Here is a 21,547-nt window from a genome sequence, read left to right as displayed (position 1 = left end):
TCCTCTCCTTGGGATGGCGGCACTACATTGGGAGTGTAGTTGAGCACGAAGCTAAAATACCCGGACGCGCCGCTTGACCCGATCAATGTGACTTGACAAGGATATGGAGATGGTTTCCGCAGTTTTCAAGCATGTACCACGTCGCCTCCACCCAGCAGAAGATGGAGCCACGCAGCACGCAGATGAAGAGGCGCACACAGATAAAGAGGTATCGTCAGGGAACTAAGAGGAGCATCACAGACACGACATGAATTAGTGTCAGCATGATGTATGGCGCGTCAACGACAGGTTATTTCAACCAGATGACACTGGCCATGCGCCCGGTCTCACCGTCATCTCGGCGATAGGAATAGAAACGCGATTCACAGGCCGTGCAAAAGTGCCCGCCACTGATATGGGACACACCAAGGCGCTTGAGACGTAGCCGCGCCAGCTTGTAAAGATCAGCCATGTGATGGCCCAGACGATAAGGGCTGGGCTCGAAGGCACTCGCCGCTTCAGGCTGCACGCTGCAGAAGGCCTCGCGGACTTCCGGTCCGACTTCAAACTGGGCCTTGGATATCGCAGGCCCCAACCAGGCCATGAGCGATGACGGAGCAACACCGAGAGCCGCAACGGTGGCTTCCAGCACACCACCAGCCAGGCCGCGCCATCCTGCATGAGCCACCGCAACGCGCTGCCCTTCACGATCACAGAAGAACACTGGCAGACAATCAGCCGTCAGCACCACACAAGCGTAGTCCCGCCCGGAGGCCAATGCTGCATCGGCCTCGGGAACAGCGTCACTGAACTCCTGCTGCACACCAGCCCCATGGACCTGATCAAGCCATAGCAACGGGCGCTCATCACCAATTTCCTTGCTCAACTGACGACGACACAGATTGACATGCTCCCGGTTGTCTCCCACATGGGCTGCCGGGTTGAAAGCGGCGAACTGCCCCTGGCTTGGGCCTGTTTCTCGGGTGGTGACAAAGGCTCCGACATTGGCCGGAGCTGGCCAGTCCGGGACAATCATCGTCGGTCTCAAGTCGATGGCATCGCTCATTGCATCGTCTCCGCGTCTTCACGTAGATAGTCCATCAGCATCAACAGGTCCTCCGCCAGGGGCACCTGAAAACTGACGTTTTCTCCACTACCCGGATGAATGAAGGCCAGACGCCGAGCATGCAGGGCCTGGCGTGGAAACTCGCGCAGAATTTCCTTGAGCACATCACTGGATCCTGCCGGTATCTTGAGGCGTCCTCCATAGACGGGATCACCAATCAATGGAAAACGCACATGCGCCATGTGCACACGAATCTGGTGAGTGCGCCCTGTTTCCAGCTTGCAGCGCACGTGAGTGTGGGCACGAAAGCGCTCGACAACACGGTAATGGGTGATGGCCTGCTTGCCGGATACCGTCACGGCCTGGCGCTTGCGATCCTTGGCATGCCGCCCGATCGGTGCATCAACAGTGCCACCTGCCGTCATCTTGCCCACCACTACAGCGTCATATTCCCGCGACACACTGCGTGCCTGGAGCTGGGCGACAAGATTGGCATGGGCCCCCAGCGTCTTGGCCACTACCATCAGCCCGCTCGTATCCTTGTCCAGTCGATGCACGATACCAGCACGTGGCAACGTCGCAGCACCAGGAAAATGGTGCAACAGGGCGTTGAGCAAGGTGCCATCCGGGTTGCCTGCCGCAGGATGAACGACCAGCCCCGGCGGCTTGTTGATCACCATGACTTCTTCATCTTCGTAGACGATATCGAGGGGAATGTCCTCGGCTTCAAAGCGAGTGTCGTCCTCAAGTTCGGCATTCAAGGCCAGTAACTCGCCCCCATGGACCTTGTCCTTTGGTTTGGCCGGCTCACCATCCACGGTCAGGGCACCCTCCTTGATCCACCCCTTGAGGCGTTCACGGGAATAATCAGCGAACAACTCGGCTGCCGCCTGATCAAGACGGGCTCCTGCCAAGGAAACGGGAATACGCTGCTGGACATCAAGGGTCTGAGACATGAGGTACGCAAGGCTCTCCTGAAGAAACTACCGCTACATCGCCACCACGTAACTACTGTACGCAACTACTGCACGTAAATACTGGTTGCAACAAATGGCCTGAGGGTTATTTTGCGCGGCGCTAGGCATCAGTAGTGCACAGCACGCAGCAAAATTATTCGAAAAATCGGAACTTATAGAACGTCAGCGGTCATTATGAGACAGCAACCACTCCATCACCACCCAGCATGAATCGTTTTCGGACTCATCCTAGAGACTGCGTTTCCGAACAAGGTGCTTTATAGTGGGCCAATCGCGGCCGATTCTACCACGGCCGACCCGGGTTGTTTGACAAGAGGAACACGATGCGCGTTATTACTTCACCCGCTGCTCGCCTGGGCGCCCTGGTGCTTGTGGGCGTTGTGCTGAGCGGCTGCGCCAGCAACGATGTCGATGAAGAACGCTACGATGGCGTTGCTGAACGCGAACTCTACGAGCAGGGACGCGAAGCTCTCGAGAGCGGTAGCTACGTGACGGCCAAGAACCGCCTTGAAGCTATTGATACGCGCTTTCCCTTTGGTGACTATGCAGAGCAGGCTCAGCTAGAACTGATCTACGCCTACTACCAGATGGACGATTGGGAAACTGCCCGTGCAGCAGCGAGCCGTTTCATTCGCCTGCACCCCAACCACGCCCAGGTTGACTATGCCTACTACATGCGTGGCCTTTCTGCCTGGCAAGCGGGGCGTTTCAGCCTGGAGTCACTCAAGCTCATCGACATCTCCGAGCGTGACGTAGGGGCGACCCAGGACGCCTATAAGGACTTCACCGATCTGGTCACTCGTTTCCCCAATAGCCAATATGCACCGGACGCCCAGCAGCGCATCGTTTATCTGCGCAACTTGCTGGCCCAGCATGAGCTGCACGTGGCTGACTTTTACCTGCGCAAGAAAGCCTATCTGGCTGCCGTCCAACGTGGTCGCTGGGTGATCGAAAACTATCCCCAGACAGACGCTTCCCGCGATGCCCTGGCGGTCATGGTCGAAGGTTATCTGGGCATGGAAATGCGTGATCGCGCGAGTGAGGTATTACGGGTATTGATCGACAACGACCCGGACAATGATCGCCTAGATGGCCGTCGCTTCGATCCCAAGTATGTCAAAGCGACACCTCTCAGCGCCTGAGCCTGAACGCAGCAAAAGCACTTCGAGCATAAGTGGTTAGAACATACGTACTTAGAATATACGTACTTAGAATATAAGTAGTTAGACCACAAATGCTCAGAACAAAAACCCTGCAGATAATCTCTGCAGGGTTTTTGTTTTCGTCCAAGGCGAGATGACTCAGATCCTGTCGCCTAGTCGCCAGGCTGCCAGCCATTGACGATGGGATAACGACGGTCTCGACCAAAGCCACGCTTCGTTACGCGTACACCAACCGGGGCCTGACGACGCTTGTACTCGCAGCGATCCACCAGCTTGACGACCTTGTACACGTCCTCGGCGGCAAAACCTGCTGCAATGATCGCCTCGGCGCTCATATCACCTTCGATATAACGCACGAGAATGGCATCAAGAGTGTCATAGTCCGGTAAGGAGTCACTGTCCTGCTGCCCCGGAGCCAACTCAGCAGACGGTGGGCGATCAATGACCCGCTGCGGAATCACCAGGGATTCCGTATTACGCCAATTCGCCAGACGATACACCCATGTCTTGTAGACATCCTTGATCGCGTTATAGCCGCCCACCATGTCGCCGTAGAGAGTGGCATAGCCTACAGCCATCTCACTCTTGTTGCCGGTGGTCAACACCATCAGTCCTTTCTTGTTGGACAGGGCCATGAGCAGCACCCCACGGCAGCGAGACTGAAGGTTCTCTTCCGTCGTGTCTTTTTCCGTACCCTCGAAGCTATCAGCCAGGGTGTCCATGAAAGCATCCACCATCGGCGCGATAGGCAACACGCTGTACTCGATACCAAGCAGGCGAGCCTGTTCCGCCGCATCATCCTTGGAGATATCCGCCGTATAGTGGTAAGGCATCATCACTGCATGAACCCGTTGAGGGCCCAATGCATCAACTGCGATGGCCGCGGACAGCGCCGAGTCGATACCACCGGAAAGCCCTAGTACCACGCCTTTGAAGCCACTCTTGTTGACGTAGTCACGCAAGCCTGTCACCAAGGCACTGTAGAGGTCTTCCTCTGGCGTCACATCGAGATCCACAGGCCCTTCCTTGGGTATCCACTTGTCGTTCTCCTGCACAAAGTGGACAGGCTGCAGCCAGATATCCCAGTGAGGGGCCTGCACAGCGAGCTTGCCTTCAGCATCGACACAGCAGGAACCACCATCGAACACCAGTTCATCCTGACCGCCAATCTGATTGACGTAGATGACGGGCAATGCCACATCACGCGCACGTTGCTCAAGCAACTCCAGGCGTTCAGAAGGCTTGTCCTGGTGGTAGGGCGAAGCATTCAGGGTCACCAGAATATCGGCTCCAGCATCGCGGGCCTGCAGTGAAGGACCGGACTCCCAGATGTCCTCGCAGATCAGGATACCGAGCTTGGCTCCCTTGTGCTCAACCACCAGAGGCTTGTCCCCCGGAGTGAAGTAGCGCTGTTCATCGAATACCAGATAGTTGGGCAACAACTGTTTGGCATACTCGGCCAGCCATTCTCCGTTGTAGAGCACGCCCGCCATGTTATACAGCTTGCCCTCGCGACGCCCGGGATAGCCCACCACCACCATGACGTCCCTGACCATCTTCTCGGCCATCCGCGCACGCGCTTCACGCAGGCGCGTTTCCATCGAGGGACGCAACAGCAGATCTTCCGGTGGGTAACCGGTTAAAAAGAGTTCCGGCAGCACGACAATATCGGCGCCGTGTTCGAGGAATGCCTCTCGCACGGTCTCGATAGCCCGGTCGGCATTACCGGGGATATCGCCGACCATGGGGTCAAGCTGCGCCATCACCAGGTTGAGGTCTTGCATGGGTAGGGAAATCTCTTGAGAATCGGTGGTGTCAGCCCCCATTGTCCCGCAAGGGCGCCTCAGTGGCAAAGGGCAGCAACATGCCCTGCACTGGCACTCTTCATGGGGCCAGTCGTGGGTCTTTTCCGCATAGGACCTAAAGGATGAACCTGTTGATAATCCGCCTGATCATCTTCGCCGTCGTATTCTTTGCCGGCCTCAAGCTATATCGCATGTATCGCGAATGGCGCCTGGTGCAGGAAGATGACATCACAGACACCGAAGGAGGCAAGATGGTGCGCTGCTCCTGGTGCAAGGTTCATCTCCCTGAGCAGGACGCCCTGCGCTCTCGGGGAGAATGGTTTTGCTGTGGAGAGCACCGAGACAAGTATCTGGCAGAACTGAAGGATCATCCTGACGATCAGGACGATCCTTCCTGAACCTGTCTCAGTGAGTGTCGCTCAAGCTTGCTCAAGGCGCCCTTCCAGTCGATAGGGTGTCGGATCGATGATAGGCGAGCGTCCCAGCATTTCATCGACCAGCAAGCGTGTCGATGCCGGCGCCAGGACCAGACCATTGCGATAGTGTCCGGCATTGACATGGATGCCGGGCATGCCAGGCACCTGGCCAATGAAGGGCACACCATCAGGAGAACCAGGGCGTAATCCGGCCCAATGATGTTCAACCTCACAATCTGCCAGAGCCGGGATGATCGAGGTCGCACTGTGCCACAGGGACTCCCGGGCAGCAGCATCCGTGGTCTTGTCGAAGCCGGCCTCTTCCAGCGTAGAACCTGCCAGAACACGGCCATCGGCCCGAGGTATCACATAACGCCCGTCCATCAGTACGACACGATTGGCCATACCGGGACGCGCCTTGAACAGCAGCATCTGGCCTTTGACCGGCCTGACCGGAAGACGCAGATCAAGCATTTCCAGCAGCTGCGCGCTCCATGCACCACTGCAGATCACCACTTGATCGGCCGACAACGCCCCCAGAGAAGTCTCCAGGGTCGCTCCCTGGCCTTTGGCAACGATGCCACGGACCTCGCAATTCTCATGAAACGTCACCCCTGGCATGGCATCCAGGCGAGTTCTGAGCGAACGCATCAAGCGAGGATTTCGAATACTTCCCAAGGTTGGCATCCACAACGCTTCCTCGATGCCGGAACATGCTCCCGGCTCCTTGGTATAAATCATGTCCGGGCCAACCCGTGACAATGGCTTGCCAACCTCACGGGCCCACATCAAGGCCTTGTCTTCGTCCTCTACCCGTAGATACAACAGTCCCTTCTGGCGATATTCGGGATCGACACCCGTTTCCTCCAACAGGCGCAAGGCCAGCTCAGGGTATGCCCCCTCGGACCAGGTAGATAACCGTGACACAGGCGCAGAATAACGCCAGGGATATAGAGGAGAGACAATACCGCCACCGGCCCAGGAGGCTTCTCTACCACAATGACCACGCTCGACCACGCTCACGCTATATCCAGCATCAGCCAGCTGCAGCGTCGTCATCAGCCCAATGACACCGCCGCCAATTACTACAAAATCACTCAAAATTTGTCTCCTGAAGCTGATACCACCCTGCCCTCGACAGCGCTAGCCTGAAAACGCCCCCAGCCATTCCACTTGCCAGGACGCACCAGATGAGACACAGGGAAAGTTTTACGATCTGGAGTTCTTGTTCTCGGCTTCCACCGTCTCGCACACATCTTGCAGGTGTCAGCCTATTGGAACTACTCGTGGTGCTGGCTATCACTGCGGTACTGCTCTCAATGGCACTACCTGGGTATCGCCTGTTCTCCCAGCGCCAGGAACTCTCCCACGACCTGGTACGCCTGCACAACGCCCTGAACCTGGCACGCAACAGCGCCATCACCCTGGGCCAACGCACCACGCTTTGTCCCAGCCACGACGGTGCGAACTGCAGTCACGACTGGAGTGACTCATTGTTACTCTTCAGCGGGCCTGCTGACGACAGCCAGATCCTGTATCGCTTTGAGTCCAGCCGAATTCCCTCGGTCATCTATAACCGTGGGGCAGCCATCGTCTTTCAGCCAAGCGGACGTGCTAGCGGCTATAACGGTACCTTCACCCTGTGCATGAAAAGCGGGCAAGGGGCAACATTGATACTGAGCAATTTCGGACGCACAAGACAAGGAGCAGAACCGGTTAGCTGCTGAGTCATCCATCCCGCCACATATACTGGCCATCCGCAGCATGACGGATGATCAGGAAATGTCTCGCAAGAATGGTATCACCATTACGAACACTCCCCATCACCATCAAGGCCTTATAGCCCTGGTAACGGCAGGAAGCATAGCGATAGCTCACCGCGCCATTCGGCGTGATGGCAATATCAGATGACCAGGTCTGTGACGCTTCCCCGTGTTGTGATGAAGAGCCGAGTGACGAGGAAACAGGTGATAGAGAAATGGACTGCAACGAGAGCGCTTCACAGTCTGGATACTGATCTTCCGAGGCAGGAATGCTGTCGGCCAGTTCTCTGCCTAACAGCTCGCTACCTCCCCATTCTGCTGCCATGCTGGCCTGGGTCAAGGCATGCATGTTGGTGGCCAGATGTTGATTGACCAATGCCGATGTCATAGCAGAAAGTGCCGCCATGCTGGTCGCAAGCAAAAGCATCAACACCATCAGTAGGGACGCGCCTGCCTGTGCCTGCCGGAGGCTCATTGTTCTGCCCTGAATTGATCGAGAACGACCGAGCGATCCACGGCATGCAACACCAATGGTATTGCAACGTCAGGCAAGTGCAGGGTGATGCGATAGATGCCATGCCCTATGTCTTCAACGACATGCTCGTTGCCGCAGATCCCCGTACTGCCCAGACCATCTACCAAAGGTTGTCCAGACAGGCTGTCATACAGAGAACACCCATGTCCGTTTGGGGCAGTACGCAACTCATAGTCTTCTGGTGCAGTATCACCTCGCCGGAGCCCAGCTGATATTTCCTCCATGGCGTACGAGACCACTGCCTGACGCTCACTCAAGCTATCAAGCACCCTGGCATTTTGCTGTATACCAAGAAATAGCTGGCTAGCCCCAAGAATGACCAGGGATGCAACGACCATCGCCACCAGCAGCTCGACCAGGCCGGCTCCCGACTGCTCTGTAAAGGAATGCTTCATGCATCACCTCCTGACTGTTTCGGCCTGCCAGACGGCAGTTTGAGGCGATATTCGAGACTCATGGTTTCCGAGCCGAAACGCGCATCCTGCCAATCAATCTCGATCACGAATGCACAATCAGGTAATGCAGTGACAGGATTCGCAGATAGCCCTGGAAGGAAGGGGCGCCAATGTTGTCTCCAATCACTGGCGTTGACGACACTGGGCAATGGACACGATCTGGGATCACCACTCGCCAGCGCTGCCCAAAGACGCTCTCTGGCATCCTGTGCAGCAAGGTCGGCTATCCCCCATTGCACACTGGCATGAGCCCCTTGCAGACTACGTGCCTGCATTGCAGCCACCCCCAGCAGCCCTGATGACAACACCAGCAACGCCACCAATGCTTCCAGCAAGGTGAAGCCCGAGCGATTCGATGCACATGGCTCTGGCGACCGGAACTCGCTCTCACCAGCACTCATCCGGCCCTCGCTTGCCATCCTGCTGCAGGACCAGAGTGGTGCATGGAGCGCTGACCTCACTGTTGTCCAAAGCCTTGGCTGTCAGGCGATAACGTCCTGCCTCCGACTTCATGCTCACTTGGTAGTATCCCTGGGGAGAATGCTCAGATATCTCACCACAGCTTGCATGACGATAGGAAAATGCACGGGTATAGCAACGCTCCAGACGAGCGGCGGCATCAGATAGAGCGACACGGCCATCAGCAACCCTGGCCGCTTTCAGATAGTCGCGATAGATAGGAACGGCAACTGCCGACAATAAACCCGTAATTGCCAGCACCACCAGCAACTCCAGTAGCGTGACGCCCTCTTCCCTGGTGGAAGGAAACATGTGACGAATAGAAACCATCCTTGGTCCCTCGTTCTTTCTGTTGCGCCATTATGTCGTTGCGCACACCTCCAGCTACCCGAGCCAGGTCAATTTTCAAGCGCGCAAAATATGCCCGAACGAAAAACGCCAGCGTGGCCTGAACAGGCCGCACTGGCGTTTTTCGTAGTTCATTAACCGCTCATTAACCGCTCATCAACCGCTCATCAACCGTTCATCAACCGTTCAGCGATGAGTCCTGCCAGTCTTCAACTGCTGGCAATGACACGCTCACGCAGCTCCTTCGGCATTGAGAATGTAATGGTCTCCTCACGACCATCCAGCTCCACAGGAGCAGTGGCGCCAAGCGCCTTGAGGCGCTCGATGACGCCCTGTACCAGCACTTCAGGTGCACTGGCGCCTGCGGTCACACCAACCGCCGTGACACCATCGAGCCAGGAGGGATCAATCTGCTCAGCGTTATCGATCAGATACGCTGGAGTCCCCACTCTCTCGGAAAGCTCTCGCAAGCGATTGGAGTTGGAACTGTTGGGGCTTCCCACTACCAGGACCAGGCCACAGCCATCTGCCAGTTCCCGCACCGCATCCTGACGGTTCTGAGTCGCATAACAGATATCATCCTTGCGAGGCCCCTGGATGTCAGGGAAGTGCTTACGCAACGCGTCGATCACCTTGGCCGTGTCATCCATGGACAAGGTCGTCTGAGTGACGAAGGCCAGATTCGCCGCATCCTTGACCTGCAGCCTGGCCACATCGTCTTCATCCTCGACCAGGTAGATCCGGCCACCGTGGGAAGTATCGTAGCGCCCCATGGTGCCCTCGACTTCCGGATGGCCTGCATGACCGATCAGCACGCACTCCTGGCCCCGACGGGCATAGCGCAACACTTCCATGTGGACCTTGGTCACCAATGGGCAGGTCGCATCAAATACCTTGAGCCCGCGGCGTTCCGCCTCTTGCTGCACCGCTCGAGACACACCATGGGCCGAGAAGATGACAATAACATCGTCGGGGACTTCATGAAGCTCCTCGACGAACACCGCACCACGCTCACGCAAGGTATCGACCACGAAGCGGTTATGCACAACTTCATGGCGCACATAGATCGGCGGCCCAAACACATCCAGAGCTCGATTGACGATCTCGATAGCTCGGTCGACACCAGCACAAAAGCCGCGTGGATTGGCCAGCTTGATTTGCATGATTCGCCTCAATGAGTGGTAGCAGGCTTGACGCCCAATATTTCCACTTCGAAGGTCAGGGTACGCCCAGCCAGCGGATGATTGAAGTCAACCACGACCATATTCTCCTCGATTTCACTGATCACGCCCGGCAATTCATCACCATTGGCATCAGCGAAGGACATGACCGTGCCAACCTCCGGCTCCTCATCATCGAACACATCACGCTTCATGCGCTGAATGTTCTGCGGATTATGCTGACCAAAAGCATGTTCCGGAGCTATTTCGAAGGTTCCATTCTCACCATCGGTCATGCCCTTCAATGGATGTTCGAACCCCGGCGGCAGATTGCCATCTCCCATCTGGAACGTCGCCGGCGTCTTGTCCTTCGTGGTGTCCACCACGGTGCCATCTTCCAGCTTGAGAGTGAAGTGAAGCGTCACTTCCATCCCCTCGTCGATACGGTAATCGCTCATTGGCATTCTCCCTTCATCGTTCAGCCTTGCTTGGCACGACGTTTCTCGCCGAACACGGATTCCCAGATCAGGCCAATGGCACCGACGGTGATGCCGATATCCGCCACATTGAACGCAGGGTAATACCAGCCAGCGGCATGGAACGACAGAAAATCGACGACATACCCCAGAAACAGGCGATCATAGAGATTACCCAAGGCACCACCGATGATCAGCGCCAGGCAGGCACCCAGCACTTTCTCGTCGCTCTTGAGCCTCCGCATCCAGATAGTCAGAGCAACGGTTGCTGCCACGGCAATCGCCGCAAACAGCCAGCGCTGCCAGCCTGGGTGGCTGGCAAGAAAGCTGAAGGCGGCCCCTGTGTTATGCAGAAGCGTCAGGTTGAAGAATGGCAATACTTCAACCGGGGTCGCGTAGGTCAGTTGGCTGCTGGCCAAGGCCTTGGTTGCCAAGTCCAGTGCAATCCAGGCAATCGCCAGCCACCACCAGCGCAGTGGCTTGTACATCGGTTCCCGTGCTGACATGTTGCTTGCTACCTCAGGCATAATGACGACTCTCGCCGGGGCCTTCCGGCAGGTTGCTCACACAACGGGAACACAGGTCCGAGTGGGCCTCGATAGTGCCTACTTCAGGACGATGATGCCAGCAGCGCTCGCACTTGCTGTTCGTGCTTGCGGCCACTGCCACTTTCAGTCCCTCGAGATCCGTGGACTCCGCTGTACCGGCATCTGCCAGGGGAGCCAACGTAACTTCACTGGTGAGCATCACGAAGCGCAATTCATCGCCCAACCGTGCCAGCAGTTCCTGCAGCTCATCGTTCACATACAGAGTGACCTCGGCAGCCAGACTTCCTTTGATGACCTTGGCGTTACGGGCGTCTTCCAGACACTTGTTGACCGACTGCTTGACCGTCAGCAGTTGCTCCCAGAACTCACGTCCCATGGAAGCTTCAGGTGACAGAGTGGAGAGGCCTTCGTAATAGGTCTCCAGCAGCACGCTGTGACCATCGCCCAGACCTTTTTCACCAGGGATATTCTCGAAGATCTCCTCGGCGGTGAAGGACAGGATCGGAGCCACCCAGCGCACCAGAGCCTGAACGACATGATAAAGAGCGGTCTGACAGCTGCGACGCGCCACAGAATCGACCTGAGTGGTGTACTGGCGATCCTTGATCACATCCAGATAGAAACCACCCAGCTCCCGGGCACAGAAACCGTGCACCTGCTGATAGACATCCAGGAAGCGATATTCCTCATATGCCTTGTGAATGCGCTCCTGCAATTGGGCGGCTCGATCAACCACCCACTGATCCAATGCCAGCATATCGTCGAAGGCCACAGCATCACGTTCAGGCTCGAAGCCGTTCAGGTTGGCCAACAGGAAACGAGCAGTGTTGCGAATACGGCGGTAAACATCCGCAGTACGCTTGAGAATCTCATCGGATACCGCCATTTCACCGGAATAATCGGTGGAGGCGACCCACAGACGCAGGATATCGGCTCCCAGCTTGTCCATCACTTCCTGGGGCGCCACCACGTTGCCCATGGACTTGGACATTTTGCGTCCCTGAGCATCCACCGTGAAACCATGGGTCAGGAGACCACGATACGGCGGATGACCATCGATGGCGCAACCGGTCAGCAATGAAGAATGGAACCAGCCACGATGCTGGTCGGAGCCCTCCAGATACAGATCTGCACGCGGGCCGCTCTGATGTCCATGGGGATGAGAGCCACGCAGCACATGACGGTGCGTGGTTCCGGAGTCGAACCACACGTCCAGTGTATCCGTCACCTTTTCATACTGATCGGCCTCATTACCCAGCAGTTCCTTGGCGTCCAGGCGGAACCAGGCATCAATACCTTCTGACTCCACCCGCTTGGCCACGTCCTCCATCAACGCCACCGTATTCGGATGCAGCTCTCCGCTCTGCTTGTGCAGGAAGAACGGGATCGGAACCCCCCAGTTACGCTGACGCGAGATACACCAGTCCGGGCGATTGGCGATCATGCTGTGCAAACGCGCCTTGCCCCAGGCCGGGATGAACTGAGTCGCTTCAATGCCTTCCAGAGCACTCTCGCGCAGGGTGCGACCGTCCTTTCCCGCAATGTCCATGCCCACAAACCATTGTGCAGTGGCGCGATAGATCACCGGCGTCTTATGGCGCCAGCAGTGCATGTAACTGTGAGTGATTGTCTTATGAGCCATCAAAGCGCCAGCTTCATCCAGCGCTTTCACGATATTGGGATTGGCCTTCCAGATCAGTTCACCACCGAATAACGGCAGATCATCGACATAGACGCCATCGCCCTGTACCACGCTGATGAAATCGCTGAAATCCATGCCATAGCGACGACAGGAATCGAAATCGTCCACACCATGAACCGGAGCGGAATGAACAATACCCGTGCTGCCGACTTCGCTCTCGACATATTCCGCCAGGTAAACTGGAGCTACCCGATCATAAAGAGGATGCTGGAAGGTGATCAGTTCCAGCTTGTCACCACGCGCCGTGGCAATCACCTCACCTTCAAGACCGTAACGTTCCAGGCAGCTCTCGACCAGTTCCTCAGCCAACAGCAGCAGGCGGCTACCAACATCGACCAACGCATAGGTAAACTCAGGATGAACATTCAGTGCCTGGTTGGCAGGAATGGTCCATGGCGTGGTCGTCCAGATGACCACCGCGGCAGACTTGGGCAATGACGCCAGGCCAAAGGCAGCCGCCAGCTTGTCGTCCTCGGCGCAGACAAAGGCCACATCAATGGCATCGGACTTCTTGTCCGCATACTCGACCTCAGCTTCAGCCAGCGCCGAGCCACAATCGAAGCACCAGTTGACCGGCTTCAGGCCCTTGAACACATAACCGCCTTCGACCATGTCGGCCAACGCCCGGATCTCGCCGGCTTCGTTGCTATAGTCCATGGAACGATAGGGATTATCCCAGTCGCCGATCACACCCAGGCGCACGAAGTCCTTGAGCTGCCCCTGAACCTGTTCAGTCGCATATTCCCGGCACAACTGCCGGGCCTTCTCTGCAGGCATGTCCTTGCCATAAGTGGTCTCGACCTTATGCTCGATAGGCAGACCATGGCAATCCCAGCCTGGAACATAAGGTGCATCGAAACCCGCCAGGCTCTTCGACTTGACGATGATGTCCTTGAGAATCTTGTTGACGGCGTGACCAATATGAATGCTGCCGTTGGCATAGGGAGGGCCATCGTGGAGCACGAAAATATCGCGGCCCTGGCGCGCCTCGCGCAGACGCTGGTAGAGATCCAGCTCCTGCCACTGTTCAACCCTGCTCGGCTCGCGCTTGGGCAGATTGCCGCGCATGGGGAAGTCAGTTTCTGGCAGATTCAGAGTGTGCTTATAGTCGCTCATAATCCTGGGGTCAGCCGTCGTCGTGGTCAGCGGGGTGTCCCGCCGAGGAATCATGTGTCACGGCTTCGCGCGCGCAAGGCGCCGATGCCAGAGGAAAGAGGCTCTGCGCCTCGTCATGTTGGAAACCGCCCTGAGCGTGTTGCTCGAAATATTCTCGAGTCTGGCGGATGTCGTCCTGAATCTGTGTCTTGAGAGACTCGAAGCTATCGAAACTCATCTCATTGCGTAGCTTGATACAGGGCACCACCCTCAAGTGGCGGTCATAGAGGTCTCCGTCATAATCCAGCAGATGCGCTTCCAGCACCGGGCGCGAGCTGCCTACTGTGGGGCGCCAACCGACGTTGGCCACTGCCGGATAAAATTCGGCCTCACCTTCGATCTGCACCATTACCGCATATACACCGCGCAGCACCAGTGCACCTCGCGATAACAGCAGATTGGCAGTAGGCACACCGATCGTGCGGCCTCGCTGCTGATCTCGCACTACCCGGCCGCGGTAGGCGTATGGGCGGCCCATCAGCCTCGCGGCGGCGGTAAAGTTGCCACAGGCCAGAGTGGTGCGTACCCGAGTGCTCGACACCCGCTCGTCATCCATACAGAAGGTGCGGGTATGCTCCACCGCAAAGCCATGGTGCGCCCCGGCAACAGACAGCAAGTGGAAATCACCGGAGCGATCACAGCCAAAGCGGAAATCATCACCCACCACCAAGTGGCGCACACCCAGCCCTTCGACCAGCACCTGATCGATGAATTCCATGGCCGTCAGGCAGCGCAGGCGTTCGTTGAAAGGCAGTACCAGCACTCGGTCTATGCCGCACTCACCAAGCAGGGAAACCTTGTCACGCAAACGCGTCAGGCGTGGTGGTGCTTGATCACCAGCGAAGTATTCCCGAGGCTGAGGTTCGAATACCACAACGCTCACCGGCAAACCAAGCTGGGCAGCCTGATCGCGGCACTGATCGAGAACGGCTCTGTGGCCAAGATGCACCCCATCGAAATTGCCGATGGTCGCCACCGTTCCCCGGCGCTTCTCGCGCAGATTGTGCAAGCCTCGGATGACTTCCATATGTGTTGTCACATCGAACGTAAAGGGATCAGATTATAACGAACCAAGGTGGTGTTGACAGCCGCTCAGGAATCGCTCATCAATCATGCCATTACCCATGCAGGCGGAAGTGGCGTATCCGCACCCCGGTGAACCCCAACCAGGTGAAATACACGGCGGCACCGATGACAACCAGCCCTGCCATCCACGCACCGCGATGAAGCGCATCCCAAGCCAGCCACTGGTGCCACTCGGGAGCCAGCCACCACAATACTCCACCCATGACCACGCAGCCGCCACCAAGCTGGAAGGCAAAGCGCCCCCAGCCAGGCTGGAACACAAGGACACCCTGACGACGCAGCAGCCAGGCCAGCATTCCTGCATTGAGAAACGCCGACAGTGCCGTCGCCAATGCCAGGCCGGCATGGGCCAGGGGCCAGATCAGGATCAGATTGAACACCATGTTGGCCACCATCGCGATGATCCCGACCTTGACCGGCGTCTTGGTGTCATGCCGTGCAAAGAAGCCAGGCGCCAGCACCTTGATCAGCATGAAGGCGACCAACCCCAGGGCATAGGCGCGTAGGCTCATGGAAGCCATGACAATATCGTTGTCCGTCATGGCGCCATAATGAAACAGCGAAATCAGCAGTGGCTCGGCCAGAAGCGCCAAGGCCAGTGCTGCCGGCAACCCCAGCAGCAACACGGCACGCAGCGCCCAGTCCAGCATCTGACTGAAGTGTTCACGGGACTGTTCGGCATGACGCTTGGACAACGCCGGCAGTATCACCGTGCCAATGGCGACCCCGAACACGCCCAACGGCAGCTCAACCAGGCGATCCGAATAGTACAGCCAGGACACACTGCCTGCGGTCAGCAAGGATGCCAGTACCGTATCCAGCAGCAAGTTGATCTGGGATACCGAAACACCAAACAAGGCGGGGGTCATCAACTTGAGTACCCGGCGCACCCCTTCATGGGCGAAATTGGGCCAAGGCCGTGGCATCAGGCCCAGGTTCGCCAGAAATGGTACTTGAAACAGCAACTGGGCAACACCGGCAATCAACACGCCCCAGGCCAGCGCCATGGCAGGTTGTTCCATCAGCGGCGTAAGCAGCAATGCTGCCCCGATCAGCGAAAGATTCAACAATACCGGGGTAAACGCCGGTACGGCAAAGCGATTCCATGTGTTGAGCACACTGCCCGAGAACGCCGTCAGTGATATCAGCAGCAGGTATGGGAACGTCAAGCGCAGCATATCTGCTGTCAGCGCCAGTTTCGCCGGATCACGGGAAAACCCCGGCGCAAACAGCCAGGTGATCCAGGGAGCCAGCAACATCGCCAGCGCGGTGATCAAGGCCAGGACCATCGTCAAGCTACCGGCGACCGCATCCAGCAACTCACGCACTTCAGCCTTGGTCCTTTGGGTCGAATACTCCGACAACACCGGAACAAAGGCCTGGTTAAAGGCACCTTCAGCAAACAGCCGACGCATGAAGTTGGGAATCTTGAAGGCAACGAAGAAAGCATCGGCCCCCTGCCCCGAGCCCAGCAATGCAGCAATCACTACATCGCGCACCAGCCCCAGCACGCGTGACAGCATGGTCATGCTGCCGACCACCAAACCAGAACGCATCAAGCCCCGGCGCGGTGGAGCCACCACACCTTGAGCCTCCGCTGCCACTTCTCTGGCTTCGGATTGTATAGCGTCCGAATCGGACGATGATGGACGACGCTCGTGAGTCACCTTGGAGCCTTCCTTGAGTGCTGCTAGATGAAAACCTTGCCGCTAATCCGGACACAAAAAAACCGGCTGATAGCCGGTTTTTTTCACGGTTTCCGGACGTAACTCGCCCGGAACCGTCAACAGTGCACCGGCTTATGCAGCCAGGGCCTTAATACGCTTGTTAAGACGGCTCTTCAGGCGAGCAGCCTTTTTCTTGGACATCACGTCCTTGTCAGCGATGCGGTCGATGACCGGCTGAGCAACCTTGAACTCGGCCATTGCCTGAGCATGATCACCAACGTTGATCGCCTTGACGACACGCTTGATGTAGGTACGCACCATGCTGCGCTGACTAGCCTTCAGGACACGACGAGTTTCTGCCTGACGGGCGCGCTTGCGGGCTTGCTTGCTGTTAGCCACTGACTGTCTCCTTGGAGAAAGTTGTCGTCACCGCCTTGCGATGACTTGATATCTAATTGATCCAACAGGGAAATAAAAAATCCCCGTCGGCCTGGCCATCTGACTGATTGCGTCATCTGCTACGCAATCGTAACGGGCCGTGTCTGAGAGGATGGCGCATCCTATCACACCAAGCCACGCCATGCCATAGATTTGCCGACAGCAGGCACTCCTCGACCGCTCTACGTAACCGCAAGAAACATCCCACGCCCTGACTAATCCCATTCGAGCATCGCGTTCACGGACATGAAAATCGTGTGCTAGCCTTTAGTTGTCTAACTATCTTGGAGAGCTGTTACCACAACGGGAACGGCCTTATGTCATGTCTGGCTTCCACAATCACACCACACTCAGCCAGCCCGGCCTGTCCGACAGGCTGCATCCCGGAGCATCTCTTCAAGAGGCTGTTGGGCACCCCGCACATGCTCATCACGACACGACGCATAACAGCAAGTCCCCCAGCACCACTCAAATAATGATGAATGGACCACAGTGGCCAGGAAGCAGTAGAGCGGCGCGGTCGGAAGACCTTCTGCCACCAGAAGCCCCTCTACCAGCACTTCTCCTCAAGGCATCACTGGCTCTGCACAGAGGAAGGAATCATGAAACCCACTCAATGGAACACGTCCCGGCGCGGCTTCATCAAGGGCTCCTTGATGATGATCCCGGCAGTCAGCATCGGCAATGGAGTCTCGCTGACCGCCGAAGCCAATGAGCCACCTCTAGACCTGGGTGACTATCAACCGACCTTTTTTGACGCCGATGAATGGAAATTCATCCTCGCCGCCTGCGACCGCCTGATACCCAGCGAAGGCGAAGGCCCCGGCGCCCTGGAAACCAATGTCCCGATCTTCATCGATAAGCAGATGGAAGATTCCTTCGGCCATGCCTCGGACTGGTACATGAAAGCCCCTTTCCAGGAAAATGCTTCGCCACTGTTCGGCTATCAGTCAGCACTGCTCCCCCGCGAAGTGTATCGCCGTGGCATCGCGGCGACTCGAACCTATTGTCAGCAGCAGTTCAACGAGGAATTCTCGGCCTTGCCCGAGGACAAGCGCGATCAAGTGCTGAGCAGCCTTGAAAAGGGCGATATCCAGTTCGATGACGTTTCTTCCCAGCAGTTCTTCGCTTTCCTGCTGCAGAACACCAAGGAAGGTTACTTCGCCGATCCCATCCATGGCGGCAACAAGCACATGGCAGCGTGGAAGCACATTGGCTTCCCCGGGGCACGTGCCTCTTATCTGGAATGGGTCGATCAGCACAACAAGGCTTACCCGCTAGGTCCGGTCAGCCTGACAGGGGAAAGGGGATAAATCATGGCCAAGACCAATCCACACGTTGACGTCGTTCTGGTCGGCCTTGGCTGGACCAACTCCATCATGGGAATGGAGTTGACCGACGCAGGCCTCAATGTCCTGGCTCTGGAGCGCGGCAAGGATCAGGATACCGTGCCTGACTTTGCCTACCCGAAAATGGCCGATGAACTGACCTATGGCGTGCGCTACAAGTTGATGCAACGCCCGGCGAAAAGCACCCTGACCGTCCGCCATGGTGTCAATGACACGGCCCTGCCTTATCGTCATCTCGGATCATTCCTGCCGGGCAATGGCGTGGGTGGTGCAGGTACTCACTGGAATGGCCATACCTGGCGGCCACAACCGCAAGAGTTACGCCTGAAAAGTTACGTTGAAGAAAGCTTTGGTGCGGACATTATTCCTGAAGACATGACCATCCAGGACTTTGGCGTCAGCTACGACGAACTGGAACCTCACTTCGACTTCTTTGAGAAGGTTCTGGGCATTTCCGGCAAGGCCGGCAACCTCAATGGCGAGCTTCAGGAAGGTGGCAATCCCTTCGAGGGATGGCGCTCCAGCGAATATCCCCTGCCACCGCTGGCACGCACCTACAACGACGAACTCTTCACTCAGGTTGCCCAGGACCAGGGATTGAGCCCTTTCCCCCTACCTGCCGCGAATGCCTCCGAGGCCTACACCAACCCCTATGGCATGCAGTTGGGCCCCTGTAACTTCTGCGGCTTCTGCGAGCGCTACGGCTGCATCAACTATTCCAAGTCATCACCACAGACCTGTGTACTGGGAGCGCTCAAGCAGCGTGAGAACTTTTCCTACCGCGCCAATTGCGAAGTGCTCAAGGTCAATCTCGACAGTGATGGCAAGCGCGCCACCGGCGTGACCTACGTCGACGAGAATGGCGATGAGGTCATACAGCCAGCCGACTTGGTCGTTCTGGGCGCCTATGGCCTGCATAACGTACACCTGTTGCTGGTATCCGGCATCGGCAAACCATATGACCCCATCAGCGGTACAGGTGTCGTTGGCAAGAACTACGCCTACCAGATGACCGGAGGTGCCACGCTGTTTTTCAAGGACAAGGAGTTCAATCCGTTCATCGGCGCCGGAGGCAATGCCACCACCGTCAATGACTATGGCGTCGAGCAGATCGACTTCGGTCGCGAAGGCTTCATTGGTGGCTCCTACCTCAGCGCGGCAATGACCAACGGCCAGCCGATTCGCAACATGCCGTTACCCAGTGGCTCACCCAGTTGGGGTGCCGGCTGGAAACAGGCCGTCAAGGATAATTACGGCCATGCCATGTCAGTGGGCTCACATGGCAGCAACATGTCCTATCGCGACTGCTATCTGGACCTGGATCCCAACTACACCGACGATCATGGCCGCCCACTGATGCGCATGACCTTCAACTGGAAGGACAACGACGTGCGCATGACTCAGTACATGAAGCAGAAGGTCGAGACACTGACCAAGGCTCTCGGCCCGGATGATTATCGCCTGTCCTTCAAGGACTTCAACTCCATGTATGATGTGCGCCCCTACCAGACTACCCACAATGTAGGCGGCGCTATCATGGGCACCGACCCCTCCACCAGTGCGCTCAACCGCTACCTGCAGACCTGGGACGTGGACAACGTCTTTGTCATGGGCGCTGGCGCCTTCCCTCAGAACATCCAATACAACCCGACCGGACTGGTTGGCGCCCTGACCTACTGGGCTGCCAAGGCAATACGAGAAAAGTATCTGCCCAACCCCGGCCCGCTGGTTCATGCCTGAGGAGCGCAACGATGAATACCAGACCTTCCCTGCTGATAATCAGCTTGTGCAGCTCTCTGCTCCTCAACGGCACTGCCATGGCAGCAGACGATGACCAAGTCACTCGTGGCGAATATCTCTCCCGAGCCGGCGACTGCGCTGCCTGCCACACGGCGCCAGGTGGCAAGCCATTTGCCGGTGGACAGGCTATCGCCAGCCCCTTTGGGGATATCTACGCTACCAATATCACACCAGACCCCGACACAGGCATCGGCAACTATACGCGTGACCAGTTCGCCCAAGCATTACGCGAGGGTATTCGCGCCGATGGCGCCAAGCTGTATCCAGCAATGCCTTACCCGTCCTATGCCAAGATCACGGATGAAGACATTGATGCGCTCTATGCCTACTTCATGAAGGGAGTCGAACCGGTCAACAACAGTCCGCAGGAAACCGATCTCCGCTTCCCCTTCAATCAGCGTTGGGGCATTGCTGCCTGGAACTGGATGTTTACCGACGGCAAGCCATTCACACCAGATGCTGAACAGAGCGACAGCATCAATCGCGGTGCTTACCTCGTCCAAGGGCTTGCCCACTGCGGCAGTTGCCATACACCACGTGGGATCCTGTTCCAGGAGAAAGCGCTGGACAGCAATGAAGACATCTTCCTGAGCGGTACCGACCTCAACGGCTGGCATGCTCCCAACCTGCGAGGAGGTGGAGAGGGAAGCAGCGACCTGCAAGGCTGGTCAAACCAGGATATCGTCGACTATCTCGCCACCGGCCGTAATGACCACAGCGCGGTCACCGGGGAGATGACCTCAGTGGTGGAACACAGTACTTCACACCTGAGCAAGGATGACCTGCTTTCGATTGCAGAGTACCTGAAGTCCCTGCCGCGTGAATCAACTGCTTCATCCTCCAAGCAGAGCTCACCGGAGGAAGACACCACTGCCATGCTGAGCGCAGCAGATGTGGGTGAGAACCTGGGGGCACGACTGTACCTGGATAACTGCAATGCGTGCCATCTGGCCAATGGCCAAGGTGCCAAGCAGGTATTCCCATCACTGGTCGGCAACTCCCTGGTCAACGCCAAGGACCCCACTGGACTACTCCATGTGATGCTGGCTGGAGCACGCCTGCCTTCCACCCCCGACAAGCCCGAAGCGCTGGCCATGCCTGACTTCTCCTGGCGCCTGTCGGACGAAGAAGCTGCTGAGCTGGCCACTTTCGTGCGTAGCGCCTGGGGCAATCACGGCGATAACGTCAGTGCCGACCAGG

21 protein-coding genes are annotated in these 21,547 nt (G+C 57.2%); 6 read left to right on the top strand and 15 right to left on the bottom strand.

Going from position 1 to position 21,547, the window contains the following annotated elements:
- Positions 1-289 precede the first annotated feature (289 nt).
- Together pgeF and rluD are read right to left on the bottom strand one after the other, a co-directional pair.
- Positions 290-1,045, bottom strand: a complete 756-nt coding sequence (gene pgeF / locus Q1K07_RS20345; RefSeq protein ID WP_300315473.1) for a peptidoglycan editing factor PgeF — start codon at positions 1,043-1,045, stop codon at positions 290-292.
- Entirely contained in the window at positions 1,042-2,001 is a 960-nt protein-coding gene (gene rluD, locus Q1K07_RS20340) for a 23S rRNA pseudouridine(1911/1915/1917) synthase RluD (protein ID WP_300315470.1), read from the bottom strand. The genes pgeF and rluD overlap by 4 nt, the downstream gene beginning before the upstream one ends.
- A 344-nt stretch (positions 2,002-2,345) precedes the next feature.
- On the opposite strand from rluD, the gene Q1K07_RS20335 reads away from it, so the two are divergent.
- Positions 2,346-3,164 carry an outer membrane protein assembly factor BamD gene (locus Q1K07_RS20335; RefSeq protein ID WP_149283253.1) on the top strand — a complete coding sequence of 273 codons (819 nt, stop codon included), beginning with the start codon at positions 2,346-2,348 and terminating at the stop codon, positions 3,162-3,164.
- 173 nt (positions 3,165-3,337) lie between these two features.
- Here Q1K07_RS20335 and Q1K07_RS20330 read toward each other — a convergent pair whose 3' ends face one another.
- Positions 3,338-4,969 carry an NAD+ synthase gene (locus Q1K07_RS20330; protein ID WP_300315467.1) on the bottom strand — a complete coding sequence of 544 codons (1,632 nt, stop codon included), beginning with the start codon at positions 4,967-4,969 and terminating at the stop codon, positions 3,338-3,340.
- 143 nt (positions 4,970-5,112) lie between these two features.
- Between Q1K07_RS20330 and Q1K07_RS20325 the strand changes: the two genes are divergently transcribed.
- Complete coding sequence (locus Q1K07_RS20325; protein WP_300315465.1) at positions 5,113-5,388, top strand: PP0621 family protein; 276 nt, start codon at positions 5,113-5,115, stop codon at positions 5,386-5,388.
- Positions 5,389-5,409: 21 nt separating this feature from the next.
- On the opposite strand, the gene thiO is transcribed toward Q1K07_RS20325, so the two are convergent.
- Positions 5,410-6,507, bottom strand: coding sequence for a glycine oxidase ThiO (thiO, locus tag Q1K07_RS20320; protein WP_300315463.1), 1,098 nt, complete (start codon positions 6,505-6,507; stop codon positions 5,410-5,412).
- 89 nt (positions 6,508-6,596) lie between these two features.
- On the opposite strand from thiO, the gene Q1K07_RS20315 reads away from it, so the two are divergent.
- Positions 6,597-7,133 carry a GspH/FimT family pseudopilin gene (locus Q1K07_RS20315; RefSeq protein WP_366945099.1) on the top strand — a complete coding sequence of 179 codons (537 nt, stop codon included), beginning with the start codon at positions 6,597-6,599 and terminating at the stop codon, positions 7,131-7,133.
- Position 7,134: 1 nt separating this feature from the next.
- On the opposite strand, the gene Q1K07_RS20310 is transcribed toward Q1K07_RS20315, so the two are convergent.
- From Q1K07_RS20310 to rpsT, 11 genes are all read right to left on the bottom strand, one after another.
- Complete coding sequence (locus tag Q1K07_RS20310; protein ID WP_300315459.1) at positions 7,135-7,644, bottom strand: hypothetical protein; 510 nt, start codon at positions 7,642-7,644, stop codon at positions 7,135-7,137.
- Positions 7,641-8,099: a hypothetical protein gene (locus Q1K07_RS20305; RefSeq protein WP_300315457.1), complete on the bottom strand. Its 459-nt coding sequence runs from the start codon at positions 8,097-8,099 to the stop codon at positions 7,641-7,643. The genes Q1K07_RS20310 and Q1K07_RS20305 overlap by 4 nt, the downstream gene beginning before the upstream one ends.
- Complete coding sequence (locus tag Q1K07_RS20300) at positions 8,096-8,560, bottom strand: prepilin-type N-terminal cleavage/methylation domain-containing protein (RefSeq protein ID WP_300315455.1); 465 nt, start codon at positions 8,558-8,560, stop codon at positions 8,096-8,098. The genes Q1K07_RS20305 and Q1K07_RS20300 overlap by 4 nt, the downstream gene beginning before the upstream one ends.
- Complete coding sequence (locus Q1K07_RS20295) at positions 8,547-8,948, bottom strand: type IV pilin protein (RefSeq protein ID WP_300315453.1); 402 nt, start codon at positions 8,946-8,948, stop codon at positions 8,547-8,549. The genes Q1K07_RS20300 and Q1K07_RS20295 overlap by 14 nt, the downstream gene beginning before the upstream one ends.
- Positions 8,949-9,175: 227 nt before the next feature.
- Positions 9,176-10,129, bottom strand: coding sequence for a 4-hydroxy-3-methylbut-2-enyl diphosphate reductase (ispH, locus tag Q1K07_RS20290; protein WP_300315451.1), 954 nt, complete (start codon positions 10,127-10,129; stop codon positions 9,176-9,178).
- A gap of 8 nt (positions 10,130-10,137) precedes the next feature.
- On the bottom strand, positions 10,138-10,584 hold the full coding sequence (fkpB, locus tag Q1K07_RS20285; RefSeq protein WP_300315449.1) for an FKBP-type peptidyl-prolyl cis-trans isomerase: 447 nt from the start codon (positions 10,582-10,584) through the stop codon (positions 10,138-10,140).
- 20 nt (positions 10,585-10,604) lie between these two features.
- Positions 10,605-11,129 carry a signal peptidase II gene (lspA, locus tag Q1K07_RS20280; protein ID WP_149283233.1) on the bottom strand — a complete coding sequence of 175 codons (525 nt, stop codon included), beginning with the start codon at positions 11,127-11,129 and terminating at the stop codon, positions 10,605-10,607.
- Positions 11,122-13,968, bottom strand: a complete 2,847-nt coding sequence (gene ileS / locus Q1K07_RS20275; RefSeq protein ID WP_300315444.1) for an isoleucine--tRNA ligase — start codon at positions 13,966-13,968, stop codon at positions 11,122-11,124. The genes lspA and ileS overlap by 8 nt, the downstream gene beginning before the upstream one ends.
- 10 nt (positions 13,969-13,978) lie before the next feature.
- Positions 13,979-15,034, bottom strand: coding sequence for a bifunctional riboflavin kinase/FAD synthetase (gene ribF / locus Q1K07_RS20270; protein ID WP_300315441.1), 1,056 nt, complete (start codon positions 15,032-15,034; stop codon positions 13,979-13,981).
- A 91-nt stretch (positions 15,035-15,125) separates the two neighbouring features.
- Complete coding sequence (murJ, locus tag Q1K07_RS20265) at positions 15,126-16,649, bottom strand: murein biosynthesis integral membrane protein MurJ (RefSeq protein ID WP_300315481.1); 1,524 nt, start codon at positions 16,647-16,649, stop codon at positions 15,126-15,128.
- A gap of 243 nt (positions 16,650-16,892) precedes the next feature.
- Positions 16,893-17,159, bottom strand: coding sequence for a 30S ribosomal protein S20 (gene rpsT, locus Q1K07_RS20260; protein ID WP_300315438.1), 267 nt, complete (start codon positions 17,157-17,159; stop codon positions 16,893-16,895).
- 641 nt (positions 17,160-17,800) lie between these two features.
- Between rpsT and Q1K07_RS20255 the strand changes: the two genes are divergently transcribed.
- From Q1K07_RS20255 to Q1K07_RS20245, 3 genes are all read left to right on the top strand, one after another.
- On the top strand, positions 17,801-18,511 hold the full coding sequence (locus Q1K07_RS20255; RefSeq protein WP_300315435.1) for a gluconate 2-dehydrogenase subunit 3 family protein: 711 nt from the start codon (positions 17,801-17,803) through the stop codon (positions 18,509-18,511).
- Between the two features lie 3 nt (positions 18,512-18,514).
- The gene (locus tag Q1K07_RS20250) at positions 18,515-20,287 is read left to right on the top strand and encodes a GMC family oxidoreductase (protein ID WP_300315432.1); all 1,773 of its coding nucleotides are present in this window, start codon (positions 18,515-18,517) and stop codon (positions 20,285-20,287) included.
- Between the two features lie 11 nt (positions 20,288-20,298).
- Positions 20,299-21,547: cytochrome c (locus Q1K07_RS20245; protein WP_300315429.1), on the top strand; the 1,249-nt coding region annotated here is incomplete at its 3' end.

Origin of the sequence: Halomonas sp., from assembly GCF_029263665.1 — a bacterium.
GTDB lineage: Bacteria > Pseudomonadota > Gammaproteobacteria > Pseudomonadales > Halomonadaceae > Halomonas.
The sequence above is the reverse complement of the archived record's forward strand: the minus strand, read 5'-3'. Positions and strand labels throughout refer to the sequence as shown.

Bases quoted from the DNA above. Each gene is read 5' to 3' on its own strand.
- pgeF (WP_300315473.1), bottom strand. From the start codon at position 1,045: ATGAGCGATGCCATCGACTTGAGACCGACGATGATTGTCCCGGACTGG.
- rluD (WP_300315470.1), bottom strand. From the start codon at position 2,001: ATGTCTCAGACCCTTGATGTCCAGCAGCGTATTCCCGTTTCCTTGGCA.
- Q1K07_RS20335 (WP_149283253.1), top strand. From the start codon at position 2,346: ATGCGCGTTATTACTTCACCCGCTGCTCGCCTGGGCGCCCTGGTGCTT.
- Q1K07_RS20330 (WP_300315467.1), bottom strand. From the start codon at position 4,969: ATGCAAGACCTCAACCTGGTGATGGCGCAGCTTGACCCCATGGTCGGC.
- Q1K07_RS20325 (WP_300315465.1), top strand. From the start codon at position 5,113: ATGAACCTGTTGATAATCCGCCTGATCATCTTCGCCGTCGTATTCTTT.
- Q1K07_RS20315 (WP_366945099.1), top strand. From the start codon at position 6,597: ATGAGACACAGGGAAAGTTTTACGATCTGGAGTTCTTGTTCTCGGCTT.
- Q1K07_RS20310 (WP_300315459.1), bottom strand. From the start codon at position 7,644: ATGAGCCTCCGGCAGGCACAGGCAGGCGCGTCCCTACTGATGGTGTTG.
- Q1K07_RS20305 (WP_300315457.1), bottom strand. From the start codon at position 8,099: ATGAAGCATTCCTTTACAGAGCAGTCGGGAGCCGGCCTGGTCGAGCTG.
- Q1K07_RS20300 (WP_300315455.1), bottom strand. From the start codon at position 8,560: ATGAGTGCTGGTGAGAGCGAGTTCCGGTCGCCAGAGCCATGTGCATCG.
- Q1K07_RS20295 (WP_300315453.1), bottom strand. From the start codon at position 8,948: ATGGTTTCTATTCGTCACATGTTTCCTTCCACCAGGGAAGAGGGCGTC.
- ispH (WP_300315451.1), bottom strand. From the start codon at position 10,129: ATGCAAATCAAGCTGGCCAATCCACGCGGCTTTTGTGCTGGTGTCGAC.
- fkpB (WP_300315449.1), bottom strand. From the start codon at position 10,584: ATGAGCGATTACCGTATCGACGAGGGGATGGAAGTGACGCTTCACTTC.
- lspA (WP_149283233.1), bottom strand. From the start codon at position 11,129: ATGCCTGAGGTAGCAAGCAACATGTCAGCACGGGAACCGATGTACAAG.
- ileS (WP_300315444.1), bottom strand. From the start codon at position 13,968: ATGAGCGACTATAAGCACACTCTGAATCTGCCAGAAACTGACTTCCCC.
- ribF (WP_300315441.1), bottom strand. From the start codon at position 15,034: ATGGAAGTCATCCGAGGCTTGCACAATCTGCGCGAGAAGCGCCGGGGA.
- murJ (WP_300315481.1), bottom strand. From the start codon at position 16,649: ATGCGTTCTGGTTTGGTGGTCGGCAGCATGACCATGCTGTCACGCGTG.
- Q1K07_RS20255 (WP_300315435.1), top strand. From the start codon at position 17,801: ATGAAACCCACTCAATGGAACACGTCCCGGCGCGGCTTCATCAAGGGC.
- Q1K07_RS20250 (WP_300315432.1), top strand. From the start codon at position 18,515: ATGGCCAAGACCAATCCACACGTTGACGTCGTTCTGGTCGGCCTTGGC.